The 26,102-nt window shown below is 60.8% G+C and carries 17 protein-coding genes and 2 tRNA genes; 2 read left to right on the top strand and 17 right to left on the bottom strand.

The window, feature by feature from the left end; translation table 11 throughout:
* Positions 1–17: 17 nt before the first annotated feature.
* Complete coding sequence (locus tag OKW30_RS05750; protein ID WP_429346218.1) at positions 18–3,104, bottom strand: type I restriction endonuclease subunit R; 3,087 nt, start codon at positions 3,102–3,104, stop codon at positions 18–20.
* A gap of 342 nt (positions 3,105–3,446) precedes the next feature.
* Here OKW30_RS05750 and OKW30_RS05745 point away from each other — a divergent pair, with 342 nt between their 5' ends.
* Together OKW30_RS05745 and OKW30_RS05740 are read left to right on the top strand one after the other, a co-directional pair.
* Positions 3,447–3,908 (top strand): helix-turn-helix domain-containing protein, encoded by a 462-nt coding sequence (locus OKW30_RS05745; RefSeq protein ID WP_429345692.1) that lies wholly within the window; start codon positions 3,447–3,449, stop codon positions 3,906–3,908.
* Positions 3,905–4,453, top strand: coding sequence for an IS630 family transposase (locus tag OKW30_RS05740; protein ID WP_429345693.1), 549 nt, complete (start codon positions 3,905–3,907; stop codon positions 4,451–4,453). The genes OKW30_RS05745 and OKW30_RS05740 overlap by 4 nt, the downstream gene beginning before the upstream one ends.
* Before the next feature lie 4 nt (positions 4,454–4,457).
* Here OKW30_RS05740 and OKW30_RS05735 read toward each other — a convergent pair whose 3' ends face one another.
* The 16 genes from OKW30_RS05735 to OKW30_RS05660 form a co-directional block, all read right to left on the bottom strand.
* Positions 4,458–5,576, bottom strand: coding sequence for a restriction endonuclease subunit S (locus OKW30_RS05735; RefSeq protein WP_429346217.1), 1,119 nt, complete (start codon positions 5,574–5,576; stop codon positions 4,458–4,460).
* Complete coding sequence (locus tag OKW30_RS05730) at positions 5,566–7,122, bottom strand: type I restriction-modification system subunit M (protein WP_429346216.1); 1,557 nt, start codon at positions 7,120–7,122, stop codon at positions 5,566–5,568. The genes OKW30_RS05735 and OKW30_RS05730 overlap by 11 nt, the downstream gene beginning before the upstream one ends.
* Before the next feature lie 263 nt (positions 7,123–7,385).
* Positions 7,386–7,955 (bottom strand): HD domain-containing protein, encoded by a 570-nt coding sequence (locus OKW30_RS05725; RefSeq protein WP_429346215.1) that lies wholly within the window; start codon positions 7,953–7,955, stop codon positions 7,386–7,388.
* A 36-nt stretch (positions 7,956–7,991) separates the two neighbouring features.
* The gene (locus tag OKW30_RS05720) at positions 7,992–8,753 is read right to left on the bottom strand and encodes a hypothetical protein (RefSeq protein WP_429346214.1); all 762 of its coding nucleotides are present in this window, start codon (positions 8,751–8,753) and stop codon (positions 7,992–7,994) included.
* A 178-nt stretch (positions 8,754–8,931) separates the two neighbouring features.
* On the bottom strand, positions 8,932–14,916 hold the full coding sequence (locus tag OKW30_RS05715) for an ATP-binding protein (protein WP_429346213.1): 5,985 nt from the start codon (positions 14,914–14,916) through the stop codon (positions 8,932–8,934).
* Between the two features lie 253 nt (positions 14,917–15,169).
* Positions 15,170–15,246, bottom strand: a tRNA-Pro gene (locus OKW30_RS05710).
* A 76-nt stretch (positions 15,247–15,322) separates the two neighbouring features.
* Positions 15,323–15,739, bottom strand: coding sequence for a MerR family transcriptional regulator (locus OKW30_RS05705; RefSeq protein WP_184071104.1), 417 nt, complete (start codon positions 15,737–15,739; stop codon positions 15,323–15,325).
* Positions 15,740–15,778: 39 nt separating this feature from the next.
* Positions 15,779–16,195 (bottom strand): integration host factor subunit alpha, encoded by a 417-nt coding sequence (locus OKW30_RS05700; RefSeq protein ID WP_090800976.1) that lies wholly within the window; start codon positions 16,193–16,195, stop codon positions 15,779–15,781.
* A gap of 69 nt (positions 16,196–16,264) precedes the next feature.
* Entirely contained in the window at positions 16,265–18,700 is a 2,436-nt protein-coding gene (gene pheT, locus OKW30_RS05695) for a phenylalanine--tRNA ligase subunit beta (RefSeq protein WP_429346212.1), read from the bottom strand.
* A 160-nt stretch (positions 18,701–18,860) separates the two neighbouring features.
* On the bottom strand, positions 18,861–19,874 hold the full coding sequence (pheS, locus tag OKW30_RS05690; RefSeq protein ID WP_429346211.1) for a phenylalanine--tRNA ligase subunit alpha: 1,014 nt from the start codon (positions 19,872–19,874) through the stop codon (positions 18,861–18,863).
* A gap of 158 nt (positions 19,875–20,032) precedes the next feature.
* Positions 20,033–20,392, bottom strand: coding sequence for a 50S ribosomal protein L20 (gene rplT, locus OKW30_RS05685; RefSeq protein WP_006052502.1), 360 nt, complete (start codon positions 20,390–20,392; stop codon positions 20,033–20,035).
* A gap of 29 nt (positions 20,393–20,421) precedes the next feature.
* Positions 20,422–20,619 carry a 50S ribosomal protein L35 gene (gene rpmI / locus OKW30_RS05680; RefSeq protein ID WP_006052501.1) on the bottom strand — a complete coding sequence of 66 codons (198 nt, stop codon included), beginning with the start codon at positions 20,617–20,619 and terminating at the stop codon, positions 20,422–20,424.
* Positions 20,620–20,877: 258 nt separating this feature from the next.
* Positions 20,878–21,402: a translation initiation factor IF-3 gene (gene infC, locus OKW30_RS05675; RefSeq protein ID WP_075643713.1), complete on the bottom strand. Its 525-nt coding sequence runs from the start codon at positions 21,400–21,402 to the stop codon at positions 20,878–20,880.
* A 49-nt stretch (positions 21,403–21,451) separates the two neighbouring features.
* On the bottom strand, positions 21,452–23,359 hold the full coding sequence (gene thrS, locus OKW30_RS05670; protein WP_429346210.1) for a threonine--tRNA ligase: 1,908 nt from the start codon (positions 23,357–23,359) through the stop codon (positions 21,452–21,454).
* Positions 23,360–23,613: 254 nt separating this feature from the next.
* Positions 23,614–23,690: transfer RNA gene (locus OKW30_RS05665), tRNA-Val, on the bottom strand.
* Positions 23,691–23,795: 105 nt separating this feature from the next.
* Positions 23,796–26,039, bottom strand: coding sequence for a RelA/SpoT family protein (locus OKW30_RS05660; RefSeq protein WP_187615529.1), 2,244 nt, complete (start codon positions 26,037–26,039; stop codon positions 23,796–23,798).
* Positions 26,040–26,102: the final 63 nt, after the last annotated feature.

Genomic DNA, 26,102 nt, shown 5'->3' with positions numbered 1-26,102 from the left:
TGGATGTCGGCAACGGCCTATGCCGCTATCCATTCAGAACTCAGCCTTTCGGCCTGCTGCAGCACGGTGCTTACCGCTTCCTCCTGCTGATCTGGGGGGTATTTGTATTTGCGAAGGACACGCTTGACCATTAGCCGCAAACTCGCCCTTACGCTCTCGCGGACTGCCCAATCAACGCTCACGTTGCGGCGCAGGTTTTCAGTCAACTCATGGGCGATTTTTCGGAGCGTTTCGTCGCCCAGCATCCTTACGGCCGCCTCGTTGTTCGCGAGCGCGTCATAGAAAAGCAGTTCGTCCTCGCTCAGACCCAGATCCTCGCCGCGCTTGGCTGCCTCGCGGAACTTTTTCGCCATCGCGATCAGTTCTTCCATCACCTGGGCCGTCTCGATTGACCGGTTCTGATAGCGCGTGATCACGTTCGAGAGCAACTCGGAGAACTTCTTTTCCTGCACGACGTTGCTCGCAAAGCGGCTCTTGATTTCGCCTTCGAGCAGCCGCTCCAGCAGTTCGACAGCAAGGTTTCGCTCAGGCAGGTTCTTCACCTCCGCAAGGAAATCATCGTCGAGAATCCCGATATTCGGCTTGTCGAGCCCGACCGACTCGAAGATGTCGACGACGTCCTGCGATACCACCGCCGAACTGATGATCTGCCGGATCGCAAAATCCTTCTGTTCGTCAGAACGCTTCTTCTGGCTTAGGTCCCTCTTGGTCAGGAGGACCTTGACCGCCTGATAGAAGGCAACTTCCTCGCGCGCAGCCTTCGCCTCGTCTAGCGTGCAGCACAGCGAAAATGCCTTGCTCATGGCCAGCGCGGTATCCGCGAAGCGCTTTTTGCCGTCGTCCTGTCCGAGCACGTGATTCGCGGCGCCAGCGAGCAGTTTGTGGCCGGCCGTCAGGAAGCTGCTGTAGTCGAAGCCATGCAGCATCGCGCGCAGGATGTCGACTTTTTCCTCGAGCACAGCATAGGCTTCCTGTGCATTAACCGTGGGACGCCCCCGGCCGTTACTCGCCGTGTATTCCTTGAGCGCCCGCTTCAGCTCGCTGGCGATCCCGATGTAGTCGACGACCAGCCCGCCCTGCTTGTCCTTGAATACGCGGTTCACGCGCGCGATCGCCTGCATCAGGTTGTGACCTTTCATCGGCTTGTCGACGTACAGCGTATGGACACACGGCGCATCAAAGCCCGTCAGCCACATGTCGCGTACGATCACGAGGCGCAGGGGACCCGCCGGATCCTTAAAACGCTTCTCGAGGCGCTTCTTGACCTGCTTCGGATAGATATGCGGGCGCAGCAGCGCCTTGTCGGACGCGGAACCCGTCATGATGATTTTGATCGCGCCTTTCTCCGGATCCTCATCGTGCCAGTCCGGACGTAGCGCGACGATGGCATCATAGAGATGCACGCAGATTTCGCGGCTCATTGCCACCACCATCGCCTTGCCAGGCTGTGCGGCGTCGCGCGTCTCGAAATGGGTCACCAGATCCGCCGCAACGCTCCTGATACGTGGATCGGCGCCGACGACCTTCTCGAGTGCGGCCCAGCGGCTTTTCAGCTTCGACTGCTCGTTCTCTTCCTCATCCTCCGCGAGCTCATCCACTTCGGCGTCGACATCCGGCAGCATCTCGGCGTTCAGCCCGAGCTTGGCTAGCCGCGACTCGTAGTAGATCGCCACGGTTGCGCCGTCGTCACGAGCCTGCTGCATGTCGTAGACGTGGATGTAGTCGCCGAACACGGCGCGCGTATCACGGTCCTCGCTCGAGACCGGTGTCCCCGTAAAGGCAACGAACGTTGCGTTCGGCAGGGCGTCGCGCAGGTGCTGCGCGTAGCCGACCTGGTAACCTTTCTTCTCGCCCTTCAGCTTCGCGTCGAAGCCGTACTGGGTCCGGTGCGCTTCATCCGCGATCACGACGATATTGCTGCGCTCGGACAACACCGGGAAGGTATCCTCGTCCTCTCCTGGCATAAACTTCTGGATCGTTGCGAACACGATCCCGCCTGACGGCCGGTTGCCGAGCTTGGCGCGCAGATCCTGACGTGTATCAGCCTGCACCGGCTGCTCACGAAGCAGATCCTGAGCGAGCGAAAACACGCCAAAGAGCTGACCGTCCAGATCGTTGCGATCCGTGATCACGACGACGGTCGGGTTTTCCATCGCTGCATCGCGCATCACACGCGCCGCAAAGCAGGTCATCGTGATGCTCTTGCCGCTGCCCTGCGTGTGCCAGACAACGCCGCCTTTCTGGCCGCCGCCCGGACGGGACGCGGCAATAACCTGCGCAACTGCCGCGCGCACGGCATGGAACTGGTGATATCCGGCAATCTTTTTGACGAGACCACCATCATCCTCGAACAGGATGAAGAATCGCAGGTAATCCAGCAGGTATTGCGGCGCCAGAACGCCGCGGATCAGGGTTTCGAGTTCGTTGAACTGACCGAGCGGATCTAGCGTTGTGCCGTCGATCGTGCGCCACGATAGAAACCGCTCCGAATTACTCGACAGTGAACCCATCCGCGCTTCGCTGCCGTCGGAGATCACGATGATCTCGTTGTACTGGAACACATCTGGAATCTGTTCCTTGTACGTCTGGATCTGGTCGTAGGCCTTCCAGATGTCAGCGTGCTGGTCAGCGGGATTTTTCAGTTCAAGAAGGCCGAGCGGCAACCCGTTAAGAAACAGGATAATGTCCGGGCGGCGTGCGTATTTAGCGCCCTTGATGGCGAATTGGTTTACCGCAAGCCACTCATTCGCTGATGGGTCGCAAAAGTCAATCAACCGGACGAAGTCGCCGCGCGTCTCGCCATCCTGCTGGTATTCAACCGGCACACCGTTGATCAGCAACGCATGGAAATCCCGGTTCGCCGACAGCAGTACTGGCGTATCCAAATTCATCACCTGTCGCAGCGCATCGTCGCACGCTGAGGCGGGAACCGCCGGATTAAGTCGTGCAACTGCACTGCGCAGTCGGTCAGCCAGCAGTACCCGCTGGAAAGTACTCCGTTCGGGCGCCGGGCCGTCCGGCGCGATGTCCGGGCCGTGCAGATGCGTGTATCCGGTATCGGTCAGCCAGTCAAGGGCTTCCTGCTCCAGCTGATTTTCAGTCATGGCCTCTCAGGGATTCTTGTTATGGGTTACTCTATGCCGCGTCCCGAAGCAGCGTTTCGGCCTCTTGCAGGCGCAGCTGCCCGGTGATCAGACGGGGAAGTAATGTATCGCGGATCTCAGATAGTCGGGCGATTTGAGCAAGATGGCTTCGCTCGATTACCGGACGAACTATTTCACAAAAGGTACGCAATACATCGGAGGAAGGAAGTACCACTAGCTCTTTTTCCAGAAAGTGCGTCGTCTGAAAGTTGCTGATACCCGTGCTCTGGTTTTGATAAGTGTTCCTGGTAAAACGGTTTGACTTTGGCTAACCTGGCGTCTTGGTCGGTGCCGGGGTCGTGGATGAAGTGTGTCGTAGTGTTGAAGGCAGTCGAGGAGCTGACATTGCAGCAGATGTCGATCAATCACCGTCATCGGGATACGCGCACACGCGCGGCGGGCCTGTTGATGCTCGGACGTGGCCTCAAGGCCCGCGCCATTGCGGCGCAACTGGGCGTGAGTGGCCAGAGCGTCTACAACTGGTCGCACGCATGGCGCGAGCGGGGCATATGCGGCTTGATGGGCGCACATAACGGCGGCCGGCATGCGCTGCTGACTGAAGCCCAGATCGCTGTGGCCCTTGAGATCGCCCGCGCCGAACCGCTGACCCTTGGTGGCATTGCCCAGCGCGTCGAAGCCGCGCTCAACGAGCCGCTGCCCTGCAAGGTCGAAACGCTGGGCGAAGCTCTCAAGCGCAACGGCTTTTCGTTCAAGCGCAACCGCTACGCGCTCAAAAAAAGCGCAACGAAGAAGCGTTCGCAATGAAACAGGCCACACTCGAGAAACTCCAACAGGCTGCACGCGGGGACGCCGTGCGGTTGGTGTATCTCGATGAGGCGGGCTTCCATGGATCGCCGCCGGTTCAACGTAGCTGGTCACCACGAGGCTTGCCTCACCAGGTCGAACCGAACCATCACTGCCGCCGCAGCGTGATCGGCGCACTGGACTTCGGCGAAAACACGCTGATCCACGCCGCGCATACCGGCACCATTAAAGCCCAGGATGTCGAGTGCTTCATCGACAGTGTGCTCGCCACCGGGAACGGTCTGCCCACGGTGATCGTGCTGGACAATGCCAGCATCCATCACGGTATCAGCGACGCGACGCGCCAACGTTGGCTGCTCGAACATAAGGTCATCCTGTTTTACCTGCCTGCCTATAGCCCCGAGCTCAACATGATCGAGATCGTCTGGCGGCACCTGAAATACCGATGGCGTCGAGCCCTCACCTGGACGCGCGAGACCATCGATGCCGAACTCGCAGCACTGCTAAGCAGGTACGGCGCCGATTTTCAAATCAATTTTTCCTGAACACTTACTCCCAAGTCTTGCCCTGGCCGTAAATGAACGTCATGTGTTCACCAAGCATGATGCCGACTTCGCGTCCAACCGGCCGCAACAAGCGGCAGAAACTTGCTGGCTCAAGGGGACAATCGAACTGGCCAAGGATGTCGTTGCTCAGGTACAGACAGCGCCCGGTCGGTTGATCTCTGCTTCCGCCAGAAACTTCAAGTATCAAGTCGCCATCTTGCAGGCGCCGTGACGACAGCTTTTTCTGAGACGTATAGCGAATAGGAACACGACTGGTTTGCGCGCTTTTCAGATCAGGGATGTCCGTGCCGCGAATGATGCCTACAAGAGTATCATTTTTCTCGTTGGCAACCTCGTCGCCCCAGTCACCGCCGATCGTATGCTCAAGCAACTGGCCGAACGGCACGAGCTTCCAGCCTTTAGGCATGTTCCCCGATTCCGTTTCCTGGAACGCATCCGGGAAAAGCTCGGCGACTTCCGCACTCATCCCCTCCGGTTCCCGTCCTTCCGCCTTCGCACGCACCGGATCAAAGTCGACGAACCACGACTTGAACAACGTTTGGGCGATGGCCTCAAGGGTTGCGTTAGTTTCCCGAAGCAGGGTAATCCGGTCGTCAAGCGAGCCCAACAACCCAGCGATGTCCTGCTGAACCGGCAGTGGAGGTAAAGGAACCTTGAACTTAAAGCAGTCGCCCACTCGGATATGGCTTACCACTGACCCAGATCCTTCATGGCTAGCAAATTGACTCTGCAGCAGTGGAGAAAGAAAGCTATATAGGAGGAAGCGAGGGTCCAACAGTTGTGAATTGGCCCGGTACTGCATCAACCTCTGGCCAAGGAACACACCATTGGCTTCTTTTATAGATCCGACTTCACCGATCGGCGCTTCTCGCGTCAAAATGACATCGCCAACCGCAAGTTTCGCCCGTCGTGTCCATTTCTCAAATGTGGATTCGTCAACAAATTTGCAGTCGTCCAGATTGACTCGGCCGTAGCGTACGTTGGTTGTTCGAATCATCCGGTAGGGAGTCGGATATGGAACGACAGGGGCGGTTTTGTTTACGCAATCGACAATCAGCTCACAGACCTGATCAACTGCAACAAAAGGCCATTCAGAACTCATAGCCAAGCCCTCCCAGCTTTTGCCGGATTAGCGTATCGAGCTCGGCACCCTTGGCCATCTGCTCGCCCAGTTGGTCGGTCAGTTTCTGCATCTTTTCGGCAAAGGTTTCGTCGTCGTCTTCAACGTCTTCCGCGCCGACATAGCGGCCCGGCGTCAGTGCGTGGCCGTGTTCCGCGATTTCAGTGAGCGTCACGCTGCGGCAGAAACCCGGCACATCCGCATAGGTCGCTTTTGCATCGGCATCACCGCGCCACGCATAAACAGTCTCAGCGACCCGCTCGACGTCGTCATCGGTCAGTTCGATCTGCACGCGGCTCACCGACTGCCCGAGCTTACGCGCGTCGATGAACAGCACCTCGCCCTTGCGAACCGTCTTCTGCTTCGCAAGAAACCACAGGCACGCGGGAATCTGTGTGTTGAAGAACAGCTGCCCGGGCAGTGCGATCATGCATTCAACGACGTCGGCATCGACCATCGCCGCGCGGATCTCACCCTCGCTGTTCTGGCTCGAACTCATAGAACCGTTCGCGAGCACGATACCGGCGCGACCGGTGGGCTTCAGGTGATACAGCATGTGCTGCAGCCACGCATAGTTCGCGTTGCCCTGTGGGGGCGTCCCGTACACCCAACGTGAATCCCCTTCGAGGCTGCCATGCCACCAGTCAGAAATATTGAACGGCGGATTTGCGAGCACGAAATCAGCACGCAGGTCCGGATGCTGGTCGCGCACGAAAGTGTCGGCCGGCTCCTTCCCGAAGTTGAAATCAATGTCACGGATCGCGAGGTTCATTGCGGCGAGGCGCCAGGTGGTCGGATTCGACTCCTGCCCGTAGATCGACACATCGCCCAGCTTGCCACCGTGCGCCTCGATGAATTTCTCCGACTGCACGAACATGCCGCCGGACCCGCAGCACGGATCATAGACCTGGCCGTGATGCGGCGCGAGCACCGCGACCAGTGTTTTCACAATGCTGGCCGGCGTATAGAACTGGCCGCCTTTCTTGCCTTCGGCGCTCGCAAACTGCCCAAGGAAATACTCATACACCTGCCCTAGGATGTCCTTCGCAATTGCAGTGTCGTTACCAAACCCGATTTTCGAGACGAGATCGACCAACTCGCCAAGCTTGCCATCAGGCAGTTGCGCCCGTGCAAAGCGCTTGTCGAGCATCCCCTTCAGTTTCGGGTTGTCGGCCTCGATCAGTGTCAGCGCGTCATCGATGCGCTTGCCGATATCCGCCTGCTTGGCCTGTGCGCGCAGCGCTTCCCAGCGGGCGCCTTCGGGGACCCAGAACGCATTGACCGCACGGTAATAGTCGCGGTCCTCGAGCTCGGCCGCGATCATGTCGGGATCACTGTCGCCCAGGTAGTATTCGTCGCTTTCGTCAAGAAACCGCTTCGTCAGCTCGTCACGGCGCGCCTGGAAAGCGTCCGAGATGTACTTCACAAAAATCAGCCCGAGCACGATGTGCTTGTACTCGGCCGCGTCCATGTTCGCGCGCAGCTTGTCGGCGGTGGCCCAAAGGGTTTTCCGGATGTCTTCAATCATGGAACCGTTCGTCCGTTTTTTGTCTGATCGATATTATGAACGGTTCGGGTCACGCGCTAAAGCGCAAACAGGGGTTATACGCGCCGCCACATCGAAAAACCATCTATGATCCGATCGCGCGTCGCCCCAGAAGTAAGCCATTAACGGGCGACGTCAAGCGGCGGCGCTACGCTGCCTGATATCGATGCGCGCGCGAGTCCCCGTCGACGTTCATAGCCTAGCGTCCATGCCCTGGGAACGTCGTCGGGGCATGACGTGCAAACTTAATGAGTCGCGCCCTTCATCAGATCAACGGTGCGCGCGAGTTCTTTGGACAGGCCGCCCGGCAGGCGCGCCTCGAAAATCCGCGCGAGTTCGCCGTAATACCAGAGCGTGCCCGCCTCGCCGGCCGTGAACCGGTCGAACACGGCGCGGCCGACTGTGTGCAGGTCCGTGACGATCGCGCGCGCGTTATAGAGTTTGTCGGAGGCCGAGACCAGCAGCACATCAGGATCGGCTTCCTCGAGATGCGCCAGGTACGCGACTTTGCGCGTGCGCCAGTCCGGTTTCCGACCCTCCGCATCCGGCACGCCATCTGTGCAGCCCTGAACGATCCGCAGCACGCGCTCCCCGAACAGGTCTCGGATCGCCGGCGCCGCTTCCGGGCCGACGTCCTCGATCGCATCATGCAGCAGGCCCGCGATCGCCTGCTCTTCATCTCCTCCGTTCTCCAGCACGAGGCTCGCGACACCCAGCAGGTGCGAGGTATAGGGGATCTGCGTGCCCTTGCGTCGCTGCGTCGCGTGCAGGCGCAGTGCGAGCTCAGTCGCACGGACGAATTTTTCGGTGAGCATCGTGTGGTCCTTTATCGTAAATAGTTGTGAGCGAAGCTAGGCGCACGGATCGGTCTCGTGGGTGAACGGCACGCCCGATGCACTGAGCCATCGATAGGCGTCAGCCCAAACGGGGTAATGCCGGCCGATGGCAATGAGCAGGGCTTCCGGTGTGGCCGGCCGCTCGCCTGTCGTACACGCCATCACGTCATGAAGCAAGGCTACAGCGGCGCCTTCGACGCAATAGGTATCCGCACGGCCGCTGCCCAGGTAGTCGCGATCGTACAGGTCGAAAACCAGCGCGCCGTCATCGCGCAACTGGCCCGTCGCCGTGCAGTGGGGATATGACTTAAGCGTGATCGTCAGATCTATGGCGCGCTTGGATTCGTCCGCGGCAGATGTCTGCTCACCGCTCAGAGTATCCGTTGCGCCCGCAACGGTCCTGAGCAGGAACCGCTCGAACGCGGCAGACTCGCCCACACCATAGCACCCCGCGTACCGCGTCTTGCGGGCCCGTCGTTCGCTCTCGTAGCGTCGCACTATGATCGAGCGTAACCATGGCTCGAGGTCGTCGCAGACGAGCAGGATGTCGAGCAGCGCGGGCCAGTCCGCCTCCGCTTCATCGAGCAGGTAGACGGGTGCCAAGCCTATCTCGTCGGTCAGCTCAGGCCCAGGCGGCTCGAGCGTCAGCCCCCACCCATTGGGCGTCCGGAACGGCAGCGCGGTGCCGGCGGGTCGCCACGCAATCCAGGCCCATTGCGCCGGGTACCAAAAGATTTCTGTCGAGGCTTCTTCGAAATGCTGGGCGCAGAGTTGCAATTGGGCGACGCACCAGCAGTCCGACTGCCATGTTGTGATTATAGCGAGCGGGCACATACAGTCATTGTAGGTGGCCAGCTCGGGTCTGCGCTACAGGCCGTATGCACCGCACTACAACTGTTGGGCGGTCCGGCTTTATCTGGCACATGAAGGACCGCTACGAGACAACCGGGCTACGTCATTCAACGGCGCTCGCCCGTCGAATCTTGACCGTCGACTTCTCTGGCTCCGAAACCGTACGACGTCCACGCACCTGAATTTTCAGGCGCCCGGTCACCGCTTCGATCTGCTGACGCCCTTCTGGCGTGACTGTGACGAAAACTCCCTCTCCCCAGATGCCATCCTCGCCGATATCGATAGGGCCGCCGTCTCGCCACCAAACAACTCGCGCCACAACCCGACCCGTCCTATCAAGGTAAACAAGCCAGTTCCCCGGATGCTGCCGCCACGAAAGACGTCGCAGCCACAACGGGCAGATCACCAGCATGTCGGTCGGAATTCCCGGTAAACGTGTCTCCTCGAACCTTCTTACAATGGTCGTGGCGGGCTCGTCGGTTAGCGGCACAACGCTTCCTGCCCAGATAGCCAGCGGCAGTTCGTGCATCCATGACGAAAGGTCGCCGTCTGTGCAGACATCCAAATATGGGACGCGGATGCGCTCGAGTGCAAAAGTCGTCCGGATGTCACGACAGTCAAACCGCGCGAACTCGGCAATGACCGTCCCACCCATGCTCATGAGCGGTCGGACATCCCCATGGACAGCATGGAGCCACCGCTCGTCAGTCTCGTGCCATTGCGTCCGGTCTACGGCCGGCCTTGCGATGTTGCGAGGTCGTTCGCAAGGCGATATCAACGGCGACGGGCTTGCCGGGTACCCCATCAAGTGAAGCAGCCACGGCTCGTCGTCCTCGTCGAGGATACCGGCAAGACGCATTTCCCCTGCTACATAGCGAAGCGCGCGCAGCACCACCGCCATGTGCGGTCTTACGTACATCAGCCGCATATCGAGGCGTCCGAGTGCGGCCTCCAAGTTTGCCGTTGCAGTCGGGCCGAATGCCGCCAGGCCGCCCCAGCCTTCGATGAACATTCGGCTACGTTCGCGTATGTGCGCGACCGATACGCCGTGTCGCGCCAGTGGCCGGATGACGTCCGAAAACGCAGACGTCCATCCGAGCGGGTCCTCGACATGCATCGCGCCAGTCCTTGAATCGCTCAGATTTGGGCGCTCGAACTGGCCGGCGTTGCCCTCATCCAGATGCATTTTGTAAAAGAAAGGCAATGCCGAGTGCGTGATTGGGCGCGCCTGCCCCCAACGCTCCAGCAGCCGAGCGGCCCCGCACGCCACCGCGTAGTCGGGATGATCGACGAGGGGCGCGACAACATCCTCGAGGGCGGCGGCCGCAGTATTGGCTGCACCATGCAACAGCAACTGCACCGCTTCAGCCGGTTCGTCGCCTTCTCCCTCCAGCAGCCGCCTGACCAGCAAGGCAAATAGAGGCACACCAACGTTGAACGAAAGCAGGTGCAGGGCGCCCCTTCGCAGATTACTCGTCAGTTCGGATAGCGAAAGCGACAGTGCCCAGCGATAGAGCCAAACTATCAGGTCTTCGTCGGTGAAGTCTGATTCAGGCGGCAGCTCGAACGGCGCGCCGATCGCGTACTCGCGCATCATGGTGAGTTGTTCGGCAAGGCACCCCCACATCGCGGCCCAATCTGGCGACGCCGCAATCGTTGGAAAGACATCATCGATTTCAAACAGGATCGGCTGCCCATACTCCCGGCCCGCGGCGAGCTCGCCGACCAGGTCCGCGTAGGCCTCGTCATGCACGACGGCCCCTTCGATTTTCACACGCGCCTGGAAGTATTTGAGCCGGCCAGCTCCGGTCCAGTTGTTCCATGTTGCAGGCTCGTCGGTCTGCATGCGGTACCCTTCCACGAGGCTTCGCGCGAACGCGAGCTCCCCGCACGACAACGCCCGGGCCACCAGCGTAAATCGCGCACTGGTGTTGCGCTGCAGGGCCGGCCAGCGCTCAAACACGGTACGTGCCTCGTCCAGATCGGCCTTTGCAGCCAAGCGCGCATATGCTGCGATACCTTCGTAGTCCGGCGCGTCTGCGTTGTCGTGCAAGCGCGCTTCAAGCGCACCGAGACAGGCGACATCGTCATAGCGACCGGGTGTGTTGCTGTCGCGCTCGGGCGGGGTCTCAGCCCGCCAGCGAACCAACGCCTCATCGACGCGGAAGTTCTGCGTGCCCCTCGCGCGCATGGCATCGGCCAGTCGCTCGAGCAGCGGCGTACGTGCTTGCGCCTGAGCGTTCGCTTCGATCGTTGCGCACAAGTGATCGATCAACGTCCCAAGGTCGTGCTCCGGTGATGCGGCAATCACCGTTGAAATGAACTCGCCGAGCTTGTGCGTGCGATAGTGCGGCTCGCGGTAGTACGGTAGCGCCAGAGAAGTCCATGCCATCGCGCACGGACCGGCCAGCTCCGGGCTCCGTCGGACGACGCCCAGGAGCAGCGCATTGATGATGCCAGCCCAGTCAAGCATACTGCGCGCGGCCATTTTTCTCGCGGCCGCGAGGCAGGTTGCAGCATCGATCAGCGCTGCCTCCGTCAGCGCGGCCGATGCGATTCGGCAGGCCGACGCCCGCCCCTCGGTTTCCATCATGCCGTCGAGCACACGCATCATCAGTTCCACACGGTCACGCCGCTTCTCGGGATCGGCAGCGTTGGCTCGCTGGAGCAACTCGCGCCACAACGCATACTGTGGATCTTTTTTGGGCGCACGCGCGTAGCCGAGCGATTCGTCGTGAAGTTGATGCAGGAGTTGTCGGGCGCGCGCGGCATCTCCAACGTTCGCAAACGTCGCAGCGAGTGCTGCCAACCCCTCAACCTGCGTTTCGGGCGTATCCTCCCGAAGTTCTTCCACCAACGGCTCCAGGCGTTGGCAGGCGGCGTCAATATCGCCGGTCTGATGGTAGATCTCGGCCACAATTTTGCGACGCAAATCGATGCGCTTACGGTTCCTGCCATCGGGCTTCGCGAACGCACGGTCGAACTCGGCGACCACGTCGGTGAATGCTTGCCTACCACATAATCCCGCGGCACGTAGCAGACCTTGAGCGAGGATGGGCGCGGCCGCAGTCAATTGATGAACCGCGTAGTATTCATCGGCGGCTCCCGGTTCGGCATGCTCAAGATACGCGAGCAGGTCGTGCGTGGCGCGCACCAGGTCGACAATGGGCACCCCGTCGCCAGAACGGGCACGCCCCACGATCTCGCCAACTCTTACGGCATGGTATTGAAGCGGCTTGAGTACGCTGCCCTTCGGCAACACGATTTCCGATATCGTCTCACCCAGCAGGGTTGCAAGCTCGACGTACTCGACAACCCCAAGCGCAACAGTCTTCGCCACTCCGTCGCCCGTTTTCCCCTCCATCATGGCGATTGCCGGAGGGGTCAAGTCCGCAAATGCGGTGCGGGCCATCGCCATGTCTCCAAGCTCGGCTGCACTTCGCGCGAGGTGGCCGCGCCAATCCTCCTGCACTTGCGAGAAGGTGCTAGCAGACACCGCCTGCGACAGTAAATCTCGGGCCAGTTCTACGTCTCCGATTGCTTGTGTGCTCAAGCCGGCTTCGATCAATAGATAGGGCACATCGGACTCACTTAGACCCAACTGACTCGCAAGCGCCCAAAGATCACTGGCAGGCTGTGCCCTAGCCGCCGCGCACGCGACAATGAACCTGAGGTCCTGGCCGTAACCCGGATCATTGCCCATCCTCCGCGCCTGCGCCGGGCTCGACAGGCGCTCAATCGCATCATTGATCTGATCGACCTCGCGGAAGTGAAACACGCGTTGTGCCCACTCCCGCAATTCCGATTCATGACCATGGATACCATCTGACTGGTTACCCCAAAGCCGTTCAAGGGGCTCTATCTGGTCGAACCAGGCGCGTGCCCGATCCACCTCCCCGGCTCTGAGCAACGCATCGACAATCTTGTAGCCGCCACAACCATTTGCCTCTGCGAAGGCCTGCGCGCCGTCGATGTCGCCGATCGCGAGCATTGCGTCGACGACCTTCGGCGCGTATTCGAGCGCACTTGCCCTACGCCCGATTTCATCCTGTGCCAGCAGCAGCCGGAAAACATCCGTCGAGTTGCCCTCGGCTTGGGCAGCGCCAAACGCAAGGCGGATGTCCGCCTGGATATCGGTAGCGGCCCTGCCATCAGCAAGCTGCGCCCGAAAGCGCTCGGGGTGTGCAAGGGCAAGTACGTCCGTGTAGCGCCGCGCCCGCGCCAAATATCTGAGCTCAAGCCAGCGCTGCGGACTGTCGACGCCTGCGATGCGGGCGAGTTCCGCAAGCCTCACGTAAATGCTTGCGGTGTAGCTCACGTCCGGTTTTCCAAACCGCAATCGCGGCTTCGACAGGATGAACAAGCGAAAGCTGTTATGAAACACCGTCCATCCGTGCGGCCCGACGGTCAGAAGGTGTGCCGTCGAGGCGAGCGCCCGTTCGACCGCCTGCTCCGACACAGCGTCGGCGAGTTGTTCGGGTTGAATCGGCCCCTCGGCGCGCGCAATGAAACTCATCACGTCACGCGCTTCGGCATCGTCACTGATTTCGCGCCACGCGGACGCATAAATCGATTCGATATCGCCTTCGAACGTAAACTCGCCATCGAGCAGCCGCTCGCGTTGTGCGCTATCTGAGTTGCGCAGCGCTTCAATCAGGTAACGCGTGACGAGTGGCTGGCCATGGCCGAGTGCAAAGATCCGGTCTCGCGAGACGTCGGGATCAAGGCTGTACGCGTCGGTCATCCGGTATACCGCTTCGCGAGACAGCGGCGCGACGACAATCCTGCGTGACGGGAGCGAAGCCTGCTCTTGAATCGCCGGCTTTAAGTCGTCAAGGTCGAGACGTTGCGTTCCGAGCACAAACAGCACTCCGGCTGGCACCGCATGCGGCAGTGGAAGCTCGGCGAGCAGCGACCGTTGCGGCAACTCCTCGCGCGGAATGTGATCGAGCCCATCAACGATGATCAGCGTTCGCGCACCTTCGCGCTGGAACCGCTCGCCCGCGCGCTGCAGCAATATGTCGAACTGGTCGCGCCGGTCCTGCAGCGTCGTGTCCCGGATCCCCAGGCCGACGAGGCCGCTGCGCCTCAACTGGACATTTACGTCGTCGAGGAACGCTTCAGCTTCACCACGACCGATGCCCTGACCTTCCCCGGGCACAAAAGCGAGATAGCGCACAATGACGAGTGCGGGTTCGGCGGCGAGTGAGGATTGCAGCAGCGTAGATTTGCCGACGCCGGGCGCACCAACGAGCGCGACATAGCCGCGATCGGCTCCGTTGATCGCGCCGCGCAGCGCCGATTCGGTAACTGCATTGCGCTGGACATACATGCCCACCGGAAACTGATGCGAACGTCGCAGTGCGAAGCTATCGGGCCAGCCCAGTTCCTCAAGTATTTGCGCGCGAGTCCAGCGGTCGCGATCGCGAACATCTGCGACGAGCCGTGGTAACAGGCTCGCGATCTGCACCGCCAGGCGCCTGGCATCCGGCGACAACCGGTGTGCTTGTGCGAAATCGGCCGCCGCCCCCCACAGGATGCGCAACCCTTGCAGGAACTGTTCGAAGGCCGCATCGTCGACTCCGGAGCGTTGCACGAGCCGATCGACGAAGGGCTGCCACCTGGACGCTCGCCAGTCAGCCAATGTCCGGTTTGGATAAAGCTCGAACTCGTTCAGGAAGGCCGCGCTGTGCCCGGCTGCCCCGTCTAGCCCATCGGATTTGGACGGAAAGTTGTTTGTGACGAGCCGCACCTCGACGCGATCATCGGGAAACGCTCTGCGAAGCGCCTGCCACGCAAGCACAAGCGGTTGAAGCAGCCCATCTGCGCCGACCAGCAGCGTTTCAAGCCGGAATGGCTCCGCATATCTTGAGGTCTTGAACTGGTGGGCGACGACCATGCCTTTCAGACCGAGCACGACGTCGTCCGCGACACCGGCGTTGCGATCCGCCAATCCCACCCACAGTAGTTCATCACGCTCGAGTGCCGCGTAGATCGCAGCGGCGGCTGATTCGTACTGACGCACGTATCCGCGTTGCGCGCGTCGCTCGCCCTCGCCGGGCGCAGTCTGTGTTTTCAACCTGGCCATTGCGCCTCTTCACTGCTACATCGAACGCGCTGCACGATGACAGACGTCCAGTTGTAGTTGCCGAACGTCAATGATACCGCGGCTGCAAAGCCTGCCCGGCACGCACACACGGTGAGCCAGACGGACACCGTGAATCCACGTCGTTGGGCAACGAGGTATGCGCGATGTTGCGCTTTTCCGGTAACCAGACGGTAACGGCGGCGCGCAAATGAAAAAAGGACCTACGGCTTGCACCGTAAGTCCTTGATTTCTTTGGTCGGGGCGAGAGGATTTGAACCTCCGACCACCTGCACCCCATGCAGGTACGCTACCAGGCTGCGCTACGCCCCGAACAGAAGAAAAATTATAACAGACACTTCATTCGATTAGAACCGCTCGACACGAACAAAGCGAACAAGTCCATGAACTAGTGGCCCAGCAGATCGATTACGTTCTGCAGTTCCTTGCGTAACTTCTCGACATCGATCGCAACCGTTGCCGCCGATGCCTGCACCTGACCCGCGACTCCGGCGGTAGCCTCACCCTCTTCGACCACCGCATCCGGCCCACCGCCGCCATGCGAATCGAGCCGGTTGCGCGCCCCGTTGATCGTAAAACCCTGCTCGTACAGCAACTCTCGAATCCGCCGGATCAGCAGCACCTCGTGATGCTGATAATACCGACGATTGCCGCGCCGCTTGACCGGCCTCAACTGGGTGAACTCCTGCTCCCAGTAACGCAGCACGTGAGGCTTTACCCCACAAAGTTCGCTGACCTCACCAATCGTGAAGTACCGCTTCGCCGGAATCGGAGGCAAGACGACTTTTTCGATCGTCGCTGTCATCGTCAGTTAGCCGTGATGGGTTGCCCGAAAGCGCGCCAGTCAATCAGCGCGCGAGAAGCTCGCTTCGGCGCCGTTTTCGACGAGCGCCTTCAGTTTTTGACTTGCATGAAACGTCACCACGCGACGTGCCGCAATCGGAATCGCCTCGCCCGTCTTCGGATTTCTGCCGGGACGCTGCGGCTTGTCGCGCAACTGGAAGTTGCCGAAGCCCGACAGCTTCACGCTGTCGCCGCTCTCGAGCGCATCGCGGATCACCTCGAAGAAAGCCTCGACCATGTCCTTCGCTTCCCGCTTGTTGAGCCCGACATTGTCGAACAGCAACTCGGCAAGTTCCGCCTTGGTGAGTGTCGGCGTTTCATTGGAAACGACGGCGGATGATGTCGGAATATCTCGAATCATGGCGCTGCGTTGCGCCGTAAGAAGGGCTTCGAAATCACTCGAGTTCATTTCATTCATATCTATCAAATGGCGCGCCAAGCGTAAAACAATGGATGCGGAAACAGCCGTGCAATTGTTAAATGCGGGTTATCCGCGCAACCGTGCGCCATATACTCGAGCTAGACGTTCCACCAGAGTTTGAATAGCCAGATCGACCGTTTCATCCTGAAGGGTTCCGCCAGTATCTTGCAAGGTCACCCGGAACGCAAGGCTTTTCTCGTGCGCGGCCAGACCACCGGAAGTGTTTGATTTTGGACGAAATTCGTCGAAAAGTGCAACCTTCTGGACAGCCTTGCAGGCCGGTTCGGACTGGGCCTTCTGAAGCTCGTCGAGCAGCGCCTGAACCTCGATTTTCTGATCGACGACCACCGCGATATCACGTCGTACCGGCGGGAATTTTGAAACTTCCGACGGAATCGGCAATACCCGTTGCATTAATGCTTCCGCTTCGATTTCAAACAGAATCGGCGCATGCGGCAAATCATATTTTTGCATCCAGCGCGGATGCAATTCGCCAATCCAGCCCACTGCGCGACCATTCAATTCGATCCGCGCGCTGCGTCCCGGATGCAGCGCCGGATGCTCGGCCTGTACGAACCGCGCGACCGCCGGTGCGACCAGCGCTTCGAGGTCGCCCTTCACGTCGAAGAAGTCGACGGCACGCGTCGGTGCGCCCCACTGCTCGTCGAGCGCGGGCCCATAGGCGAGCGCGCCGATCATCTTCGGCTGCGCGAAACCTTCGACGGTCAGCTCGCCGGCCTTGATCGACGGATCGTGCAGGAATACACGACCTGCTTCAAACACGCGCACGCGGTCCGCCGCGCGACGGTTCAGATTCGTGCGCAACACATGAATCAGGCTGCCGAACAACGTCGTGCGCATCACCGACAGCTGGCTCGCGATCGGGTTGATCAGACGCACGGGGTTGCTGTTGCCTGCGAAGTCCCGCTCCCACTCGACGTCGACGAAGCTGAAGTTCACCGTTTCCGCGTAGTCGCGCGCGGCGAGCGCATGACGGATCGCGTGGATGGAGCGTTGCGTCTCGTTGGTCGCGCGCATTTCGCTGGTCGCGACCGGCGGGCGCGCCGGAATCTTTTCGAAGCCGTGGATACGCGCGACCTCTTCGATCAGGTCCTCTTCGATTTCGATATCGAAGCGGTACGACGGCGGCATCACCGAGAACGTATCGCCGTCACGCTCGAACGAGAGGCCGAGGCGCGTGAAGATCTGCGCGATTTCATCGACACCGATCGCGACGCCGATGATGCGGTTCGCGCGCGAAACGCGCATCTTCACGGGCGCGCGCTTCGGCACGTTGACGATCTGATCGTCGACCGGACCCGCTTCGCCGCCGCAGATGTCGAGGATCAGCTGCGTGATGCGCTCGATATGATCGACGGTCGTCGCGTAGTCGACGCCGCGCTCGAAGCGATGGCCTGCATCGGTCGAAAAGTTGTACTTGCGCGAGCGACCACGAATGCTGTCGGGCCACCAGAACGCGGCCTCGAGATAGATGTTGGTGGTGTCGAGCGTGACCGCGGTGCTGTCGCCGCCCATGATGCCCGCGAGGCTTTCGATATGCTGCTCGTCGGCGATCACACCGACCGTTTCGTCGAGCTCGACCGTGTTCCCGTTCAGCAGCTTCAGCGTTTCGCCCTTGCGGCCCCAGCGTACGTCCATGCCGCCGTGGATCTTGTCGAGATCGAACACGTGCGACGGACGCCCCAGCTCGAGCATCACATAGTTCGAGATGTCGACGAGCCCGGAAATGCTGCGCTGGCCGGAGCGCTCGAGACGCTCGACCATCCATTGCGGCGACTTCGCGCGCGCATTGACGCCGCGGATCACGCGGCCCGAGAAACGGCCGCACAGATCGGGCGCGGAGATTTTCACGGGCAGTGTTTCGTTGAGCGCGACCGGAGCCGGCTTGATTTCGAGCGGACGCAGCGGCGCTCCGGTAATCGCCGACGTTTCTCGCGCGACGCCGAATACCGACAGACAGTCGGCCTTGTTCGGCGTCAGCTTGATTTCAAAAACGGTGTCGTCGAGATTGAGCGTGTCGCGGATGTCCTGGCCGATCGGCGTGTCTTCCGGCAGGATCATCAGACCGCTGTGATCTTCGGAGAGCTTCAGCTCGCGCGCCGAGCACAGCATGCCCTGGCTTTCCACGCCGCGCAGCTTCGACAGCTTGATCGCGAACGGTGCGCCGCCCTCTTCGGCCGGCGGCAGTTGCGCGCCGACCAGCGCGACCGGCACCTTGATGCCGGGCGCAACATTCGGCGCGCCGCACACGATGTTGAGCGTCGCGCCGGTGCCGGCGTCGACCTGACACACGTTGAGCTTGTCCGCATCCGGGTGCTTGACGACTTCCAGCACCTGGCCGACGACGATCTTCGAGGTCGGCGGCGCGGCCGTCCGCAGGTCTTCGACTTCGAGACCCGCCATCGTCAACGCGTGCGACAGCTCGTCGGTGGTCAGTTGCGGATCGACAAAAGTTCTGAGCCAGGATTCCGGAAATTGCATGGTTCTGTGTACGTTGTGATCAGGTTAGGTCCACGTCCGGCAGATGCTTCGTAAAGCCCGGTGATCTTGCGCCGGTTCAGCGAGCTCTGCCGGGGACGCTCGCGGCGCGCACCAGGTGCGCTGCCGCGATTTATGCTTCGTCGCGCTCGCGCGCGCCGGGTCACGCGAATTGACGCAGGAAACGCAGGTCGTTTTCGAAAAACAGGCGCAGGTCCTGCACGCCGTAACGCAGCATCGTGAGACGCTCGAGGCCACTGCCGAAAGCGAAGCCGATGTAGCGCTCCGGGTCGAGACCCATGTTGCGGATCACAGTCGGATGCACCTGGCCGGAGCCCGAAATTTCGAGCCACTTGCCCGCGTTCTTGCCCGTTTCGAACTGCATGTCGATCTCGGCCGACGGTTCGGTGAACGGGAAATACGACGGACGGAAGCGCACGAGAATGTCGTCGCGCTCGAAGAATTTCTTCAGGAAGTCGGTATAGACTCCCTTCAGGTCCGCGAAGCTGATGTTCTCGTCAATCCACAGGCCTTCGACCTGGTTGAACATCGGCGAATGCGTCGCGTCGCTATCCACGCGATACGTGCGGCCCGGCACGATCACCTTGATCGGCGGCGTGTTGGTGCGCGCGTAGCGCACCTGCATCGGGCTCGTATGCGTGCGCAGCAGCAGCGGGCGGCCGTCGGCATCCTTGCCGTCGACGTAGAAGGTGTCCTGCATCGAACGCGCCGGATGGTTTTCCGGGCTGTTCAGCGAGGTGAAGTTGTACCAGTCGGTTTCGATCTCGGGGCCGTCGGCCACGTCGAATCCGATCGTACGGAAAATCTGTTCGACGCGCTCCCAGGTGCGCATCACCGGGTGCAGGCTACCCGCATTGGCGCCGCGGCCCGGCAGCGTGACGTCGATCGCTTCAGCAGCGAGACGCTGGTTCAGAAGTGCGTCGGCGAGCGCCTGACGACGTGCCGTCAGCGCGGCCTCGACCCGTTGCTTGACGAGGTTGATCCGTGCGCCTTCGGTCTTGCGCGTTTCGGGATCGAGTTTGCCAAGGCCCTTCAACAGCTCGGTCAGCGCACCCGCCTTACCGAGAAAGCGCGCTTTCTCGTTCTCGAGGGTGGTGACGTCGGGGGCTTCTGCGAAGGCTTTTTGCGCGTCGGCGACAATCTGGTCCAGATCCATTGATCCCATCATTTCAACGTCAGTGTTCTATCGAAACAAAACTGGTTCTACCAACAAAAACGGGGCTCGGTGAGGAGCCCCGTTTTTGTTGCAGCGTCACCGAGACTACCGGATGTTCGCTGCAACGAACCACGCAGTTTTAATTGCCAGAAGCGCAATCAGGCTGCAACGGCGGCTTTCACCTGCTGAACGATCGCAGCAAAAGCAGCCTTGTCGAACACAGCCATGTCGGCCAGCACCTTACGGTCCAGTTCGATCGACGCCTTCTTCAGGCCGTTGATGAACACGCTGTACGTCATGTCGTGCTGACGCACCGCCGCGTTGATACGCGTGATCCACAGTGCGCGGAACACACGCTTCTTGTTGCGGCGGTCGCGGTAGGCGTATTGGCCTGCGCGCATGACCGCCTGCTTGGCGATGCGATAGACGTTATTGCGACGGCCGCGGTAACCCTTGGCCAGCTTGATGATCTTCTTGTGACGGGCCCGTGCGGTAACCCCACGTTTTACTCGAGGCATGTTTCGCTCCTATGAGTGTCGGTTAAGGGTTAAGCGAACGGCAGCATTGCGCGAACGGAGTTCAGATCGGAATCATGAACTGCCGTGGAGCCGCGCAGATGGCGTTTGTTCTTGGTGGTCTTCTTGGTAAGAATGTGACGCTTGAAGGCCTGACCGCGCTTGACGGTACCGCCCGGACGCACCACGAAGCGCTTTGCAGCGCTCTTCTTGGTCTTCATCTTCGGCATGACAACTCCATTATTAGATGGACATGGGTGTGCGGTCGGCCAGATGGCCATTTCCCGCCCTTCGAAACCCATTCCACTTGGTATGCAGACCGCCGATACCGCCAGCGGCCGCTTTTCGGGAACCACTGCGCACTTGCATGCGCGACGTTCCGAAACCTTCCGACACCAAGCCGGACACCCAGCACAGCATCAAACAACCTTGCGCCGCCGGAGCGCGCGCCACATGGCACGCCGTCGCTCCGGCCAACTGCTTCGCGCTTACTTCTTTTTCTTCGGAGCGAGCACCATGATCATCTGGCGCCCTTCCATTTTCGGCATCTGCTCGACCTGACCGACTTCGTCGAGGTCGGTGCGCAGGCGTTCGAGCATGCGCATGCCGATTTCCTGGTGAGCCATTTCGCGCCCACGGAAACGCAACGTGATTTTCGTCTTGTCGCCGTCTTCGAGGAAGCGGACGAGGTTGCGCAGCTTGACGTTGTAATCACCGTCGTCGGTACCTGGGCGGAATTTGACTTCCTTGACCTGGATGACCTTCTGCTTGAGCTTGGCCTCGTGTTGCTTCTTCGCTTCCTGGTACTTGAACTTGCCGTAGTCCATCAAGCGGCAAACTGGCGGAACCGCTTGCGGAGCGATTTCGACCAGATCTACGTCCTGCTGTTCCGACATGCGGAACGCATCAGCGAGTTTCACGATGCCGAGCGGTTCGTTCTCGACGCCGACCAGTCGCACCTCGGGTGCTGTAATTTCACCGTTGATGCGGTGCGCAGACTTATCAGTAGCGATGTTACGTTTCCTCTAAAAATTAAAAAAAACGAGCCGGGTACCAAGTGGCTCAGTTGAACGACTGCACGTCCTGGCGCAGACGCTCAATGAAGGCGTCAACAGGCATTACACCCATATCGACACCACCACGGGCACGCACGGCTACCGTTTGCGCTTCACGCTCCTTGTCGCCGACCACCAACAGGTAGGGGACCTTTTCCAGCGTGTGCTCGCGTATTTTATAGCTAATCTTCTCGTTGCGCAAATCGGCCTCGACTCTAACCCCTTGTTTTTGCAACGATTGGGCTAGCGCCTGCGCGTATTCGGCCTGACTTTCCGCAATATTCATCACAACGACCTGCATCGGCGCGAGCCAAGCTGGCATTGCACCAGCATGGTGCTCGATCAGAATCCCGAGGAAACGCTCCATCGATCCGACGATCGCCCGGTGCAGCATGATCGGGCGACGGCGACTGTTGTCTTCGGCAACGTATTCGGCACCCAGCCGCTCCGGCAACACCATGTCGAGCTGCAGCGTACCGCACTGCCACGAGCGGCCGAGCGCGTCCTTGATGTGATACTCGACCTTCGGGCCGTAGAATGCACCCTCGCCGGGCAACTCTTCCCACGTGACGCCGCAGGCCGTCAGCGCCTCGCGCAGTCCCTGCTCCGCGCGATCCCAAGTTTCGTCGGTGCCGGCGCGCGCATCCGGGCGCAGTGACAGCTTGATCTCGACGTTATCAAAGCCGAAGTCGCGGTAGACGCTCATTGCCAGCGTGTTGAACGCGATCGATTCGCTGATGAACTGATCTTCGGTACAGAAAATATGCGCGTCGTCCTGCACGAAGCCGCGCACACGCATCAGTCCATGCAGCGCGCCCGACGATTCGTTGCGATGGCACGAACCGAACTCCGCGTAACGCAGCGGCAGATCGCGATACGAGCGCAGACCGTGATTGAACACCTGCACGTGACCGGGGCAGTTCATCGGCTTGATCGCGTAGTCGCGCTTTTCCGATTCCGTCGTGAACATGTTTTCACGATAGTTCTGCCAGTGGCCCGACGCTTCCCACAGCGAGCGGTCCATGATCAATGGCGTCTTGATTTCCAGGTAGCCGGCGTCGTTCACGCGACGGCGCATGTACTGCTCGACTTGCTGCCACAGCGTCCAGCCGCGCGGATGCCAGAACACCATGCCCGGCGACTCGTCCTGCATGTGGAACAGGTCGAGCTGCTTACCAAGCTTGCGATGGTCGCGCTTCTCGGCTTCTTCGAGCATGTGGAGATACGCTTCCTGGTCTTCCTTCTTCGTCCAGGCCGTGCCGTAAATGCGCTGCAGTTGCTCGTTCTTCGAGTCGCCACGCCAGTACGCGCCCGCGACTTTCATCAGCTTGAAGACCTTCAGCTTGCCGGTGGACGGCACGTGGGGGCCGCGGCACAGGTCCGTGAAGGCGCCATGCGAGTACAGTTTGATTTCGTCGCTAGCGGGGATCGATTCGATGATCTCGGCCTTGTACTTTTCACCGATGCTCCTGAAGTACTCGACCGCTTCGTCGCGGGACACCACGCGACGCGACACCGGCTCGTCCCTCTTCGAGAGTTCCTGCATGCGCTTTTCGATCTTTTCGAGATCTTCCGGCGTGAAAGGACGGTTATAGGAGAAGTCGTAATAGAAACCGTTGTCGATGACCGGGCCGATCGTGACCTGCGCTTCCGGGTACAGATCCTTCACCGCGTACGCGAGCAGGTGCGCCGTCGAGTGGCGGATGATATCGAGACCGTCTGCGTCTTTCTCCGTGACGATGGCGAGCGCCACGTCGTGATCGATCAGCATGGACGTATCGACCAGCTCCCCGTCGATCTTGCCGCCGAGCGCGGCTTTCGCGAGACCGGGGCCGATCGAGGCGGCCACTTCGGCGACGGTCACCGGATGCTCGTACTGTCGAACAGAACCGTCAGGCAAACGTATCGAAACCATTGCGTTCTCCGTGGTGCCGACCGGCGGCGGCACATACAACCAGGGTCAAAAAGATAAAAAAAATGCGGCCCCGCTTTCGAGGGGCCGCATTCACATTTTATGCAAACTTCACTGGCGAAAGTGGTCCTCGACTAGCGTCGTTCCGAAGTGGTTTCGGTCAACGTTCGCGGTGTCATAACCGTATTCGCCTTTTTGCGCTCAAAGCGCTTACTGCAGTTTGCGAAACCCCAGCGAGGCCGGAATTTCATTTTCGTTGGTAGGCTCGATTGGACTCGAACCAACGACCCCCACCATGTCAAGGTGGTGCTCTAACCAGCTGAGCTACGAGCCTGAAGAAACGAGATTATATGGGGTATAGCGCAGCTTGGCAAGTACTTTTATGCGGCGACTTTAATCCGTCGCGCCACTAGCGGGGCTTTTTCCAACCGCCCGCGCCTCAGTTCTTGCGCGTCGCGCGCACGACACCCGTGATCTCGCCCAGCAGCGTGCACGCGCGCTGAATCTGCGCGGAGCTCGACACCTCGACGGTAAATTGCATGAACGCGGCATTGCGGCGCGATTGCGTCTTTACGCCGATCACGTTCATCTTTTCCCGCGCGAATACTTCGGAGATATCGCGCAGCAGACCTTGCCGGTCCGTCGCCTCGATGCTGAGGTCGACCGGGTAGACGGAATGGCCGCGGCCGCTCATCACGTCCGCCGACCACGCCGTCTGAAGCACGCGCTCCGGCGCGCGCTCCGCCATCCGGCGGAACGTCGCGCAATCGCTGCGATGAACCGACATGCCCTTGCCTCGCGTAACGAATCCGCAGATGTCGTCGGGCGGCGCCGGCCGGCAGCAGCGCGCGAGCTGGGTGAGCAACGCATCGACGCCGACCACCAGCACCCCCGTGGATGCGCCGCGCGCGACGCTCGCGCCGCTGCTGCGTTTCTCGAACTTCTCCGGCGCATCGACCTCGGGCTCGGGCGGCGGCGCATCCTGCAACGCCTGCTCGACGAGCCTCAGACTGAACTCCTCCTTGCCGACCACGGAGAACAGGTCGTCGGTGGTCTTGAAACCGAGCCGCGCGGCCAGTTGATCGAGATTGACCGAGGTCTTGCCTTCGCGCTGCAGGGTTTTTTCAACCATCGCGCGACCGTTCGCGATGTGCTCCTGTAACTCCACCGCGTTGAACCATGCGCGCACCTTCTGCCGCGCGCGCGGGCTTTGCAGATAGCCAAGTTGCGGATTAAGCCAGTCGCGCGACGGACCGCCCTCCTTCACCGCCACGATCTCGACCGTCTGGCCGTTCTGCAGCGGCGTGTTGAGCGGCACCATCGCACCGTCGACGCGCGCGCCGCGGCAACGATGCCCAAGCTCGCTGTGCAGGTGAAACGCGAAGTCGATCGGCGTCGCGCCGTGCGGCAACGGAATCACGCGCGCCTGCGGCGTCAGCACGTAGATGTGATCGTCGTCGAGCGTGGCCTGGCGCAACTGCTCCCACGGCTGTGCCGAGCCCGCTTCGCCATGCTCGCCCTCGGAGACTTCGTCCTTCCACGCGAGCAGCTGTCGCAGCCAGGCGATCTTCTCGTCGTATTTCTCGCTCGCGGTGAACGTGCCGCCATAGCCGCGCGCACCCGCTTCCTTGTAGCGCCAGTGCGCGGCCACGCCGTATTCGGCGAAGCGATGCATTTCCTGCGTGCGGATCTGCACTTCGAACGCGCGGCCGTCGTCGCCGATCACAACGGTGTGCAGCGACTTGTAGCCGTTCGGCTTCGGCCGGGAGATGTAATCGTCGAACTCCTTCGGCACCGGCTGCCACAGGTTGTGCACGATGCCGAGCACGGTGTAGCAGTCCTTGATGTCCGGCACGATCACGCGAAACGCGCGCACGTCGTACAACTCGGCGAAGTCCAGCTCCTTGCCGCGCATCTTGCGCCAGATGCTGTAGATATGCTTCGGCCGACCGCTCACTTCCGCGCGGATATGCGCGGCGGCCAGCTCCTGCTGCAGGCGTTCGATCGCCTGCGCGACATAGCTCTCGCGCTCGACGCGCTTCTCGTCGAGCAGTTTCGCGATGCGCTTGTAGGTGTCCGGCTCCTCGAAACGGAACGCGAGGTCCTCGAGCTCCCACTTCAATTGCCAGATACCGAGGCGGTTCGCGAGCGGCGCGTAGATATCGAGCGTTTCGCGTGCGACGTCGGGCGACGGCGTGAGCTTCGCGGCCGCGTAGTAACGCAGCGTTTGCAGCCGCGACGCGAGGCGGATCAGCACGACGCGAATGTCCTGCGCGAACGCGAGCAGCATTTTGCGCAGCGCCTCGACCTGCACGCGGCGCGCAGCCTGCGCGTCACGCCCGGCCTCGGGCATCGCGTTTTGCGCCGCGCGCAAACTGACCGTGCCGAGCCGCAGCAGCTTGCGTACGTCGCCGACCAGTTGGGCGACTTCTTCGCCGAAGTCGTCGGCGATCACGCGCTCCGGATCGCGCAGATGCGGTGTCAGCGCAAACAGCGCAGCGGCCAGCACCGCCGGCGGATCGACGTTGAGCTTGCGCATGATCGACGCGGTGCCCGCCGCGTGATCCGCGAGCAATTCGCCCGACGACAGCCGCACCTCGCCCGCATGTTCGCGCACGAACGCCATCGCTTCGTCGAAGGAACGATGGGGATGAGGCGCGCTCGGAACGGTATCGGTGTTCATGGTGCGACGGCCCGCCGGGCCAGACGATTCAACGGAAAATCAACCACGGTGCTGCCGGACGGC

Origin of the sequence: Paraburkholderia sp. Clong3, assembly GCF_050436485.1 — a bacterium.
GTDB classification, from domain to species: domain Bacteria; phylum Pseudomonadota; class Gammaproteobacteria; order Burkholderiales; family Burkholderiaceae; genus Paraburkholderia; species Paraburkholderia tuberum.
Note: the sequence above shows the minus strand (reverse complement) of the source record. Positions and strands in the feature narration are given on the sequence as shown.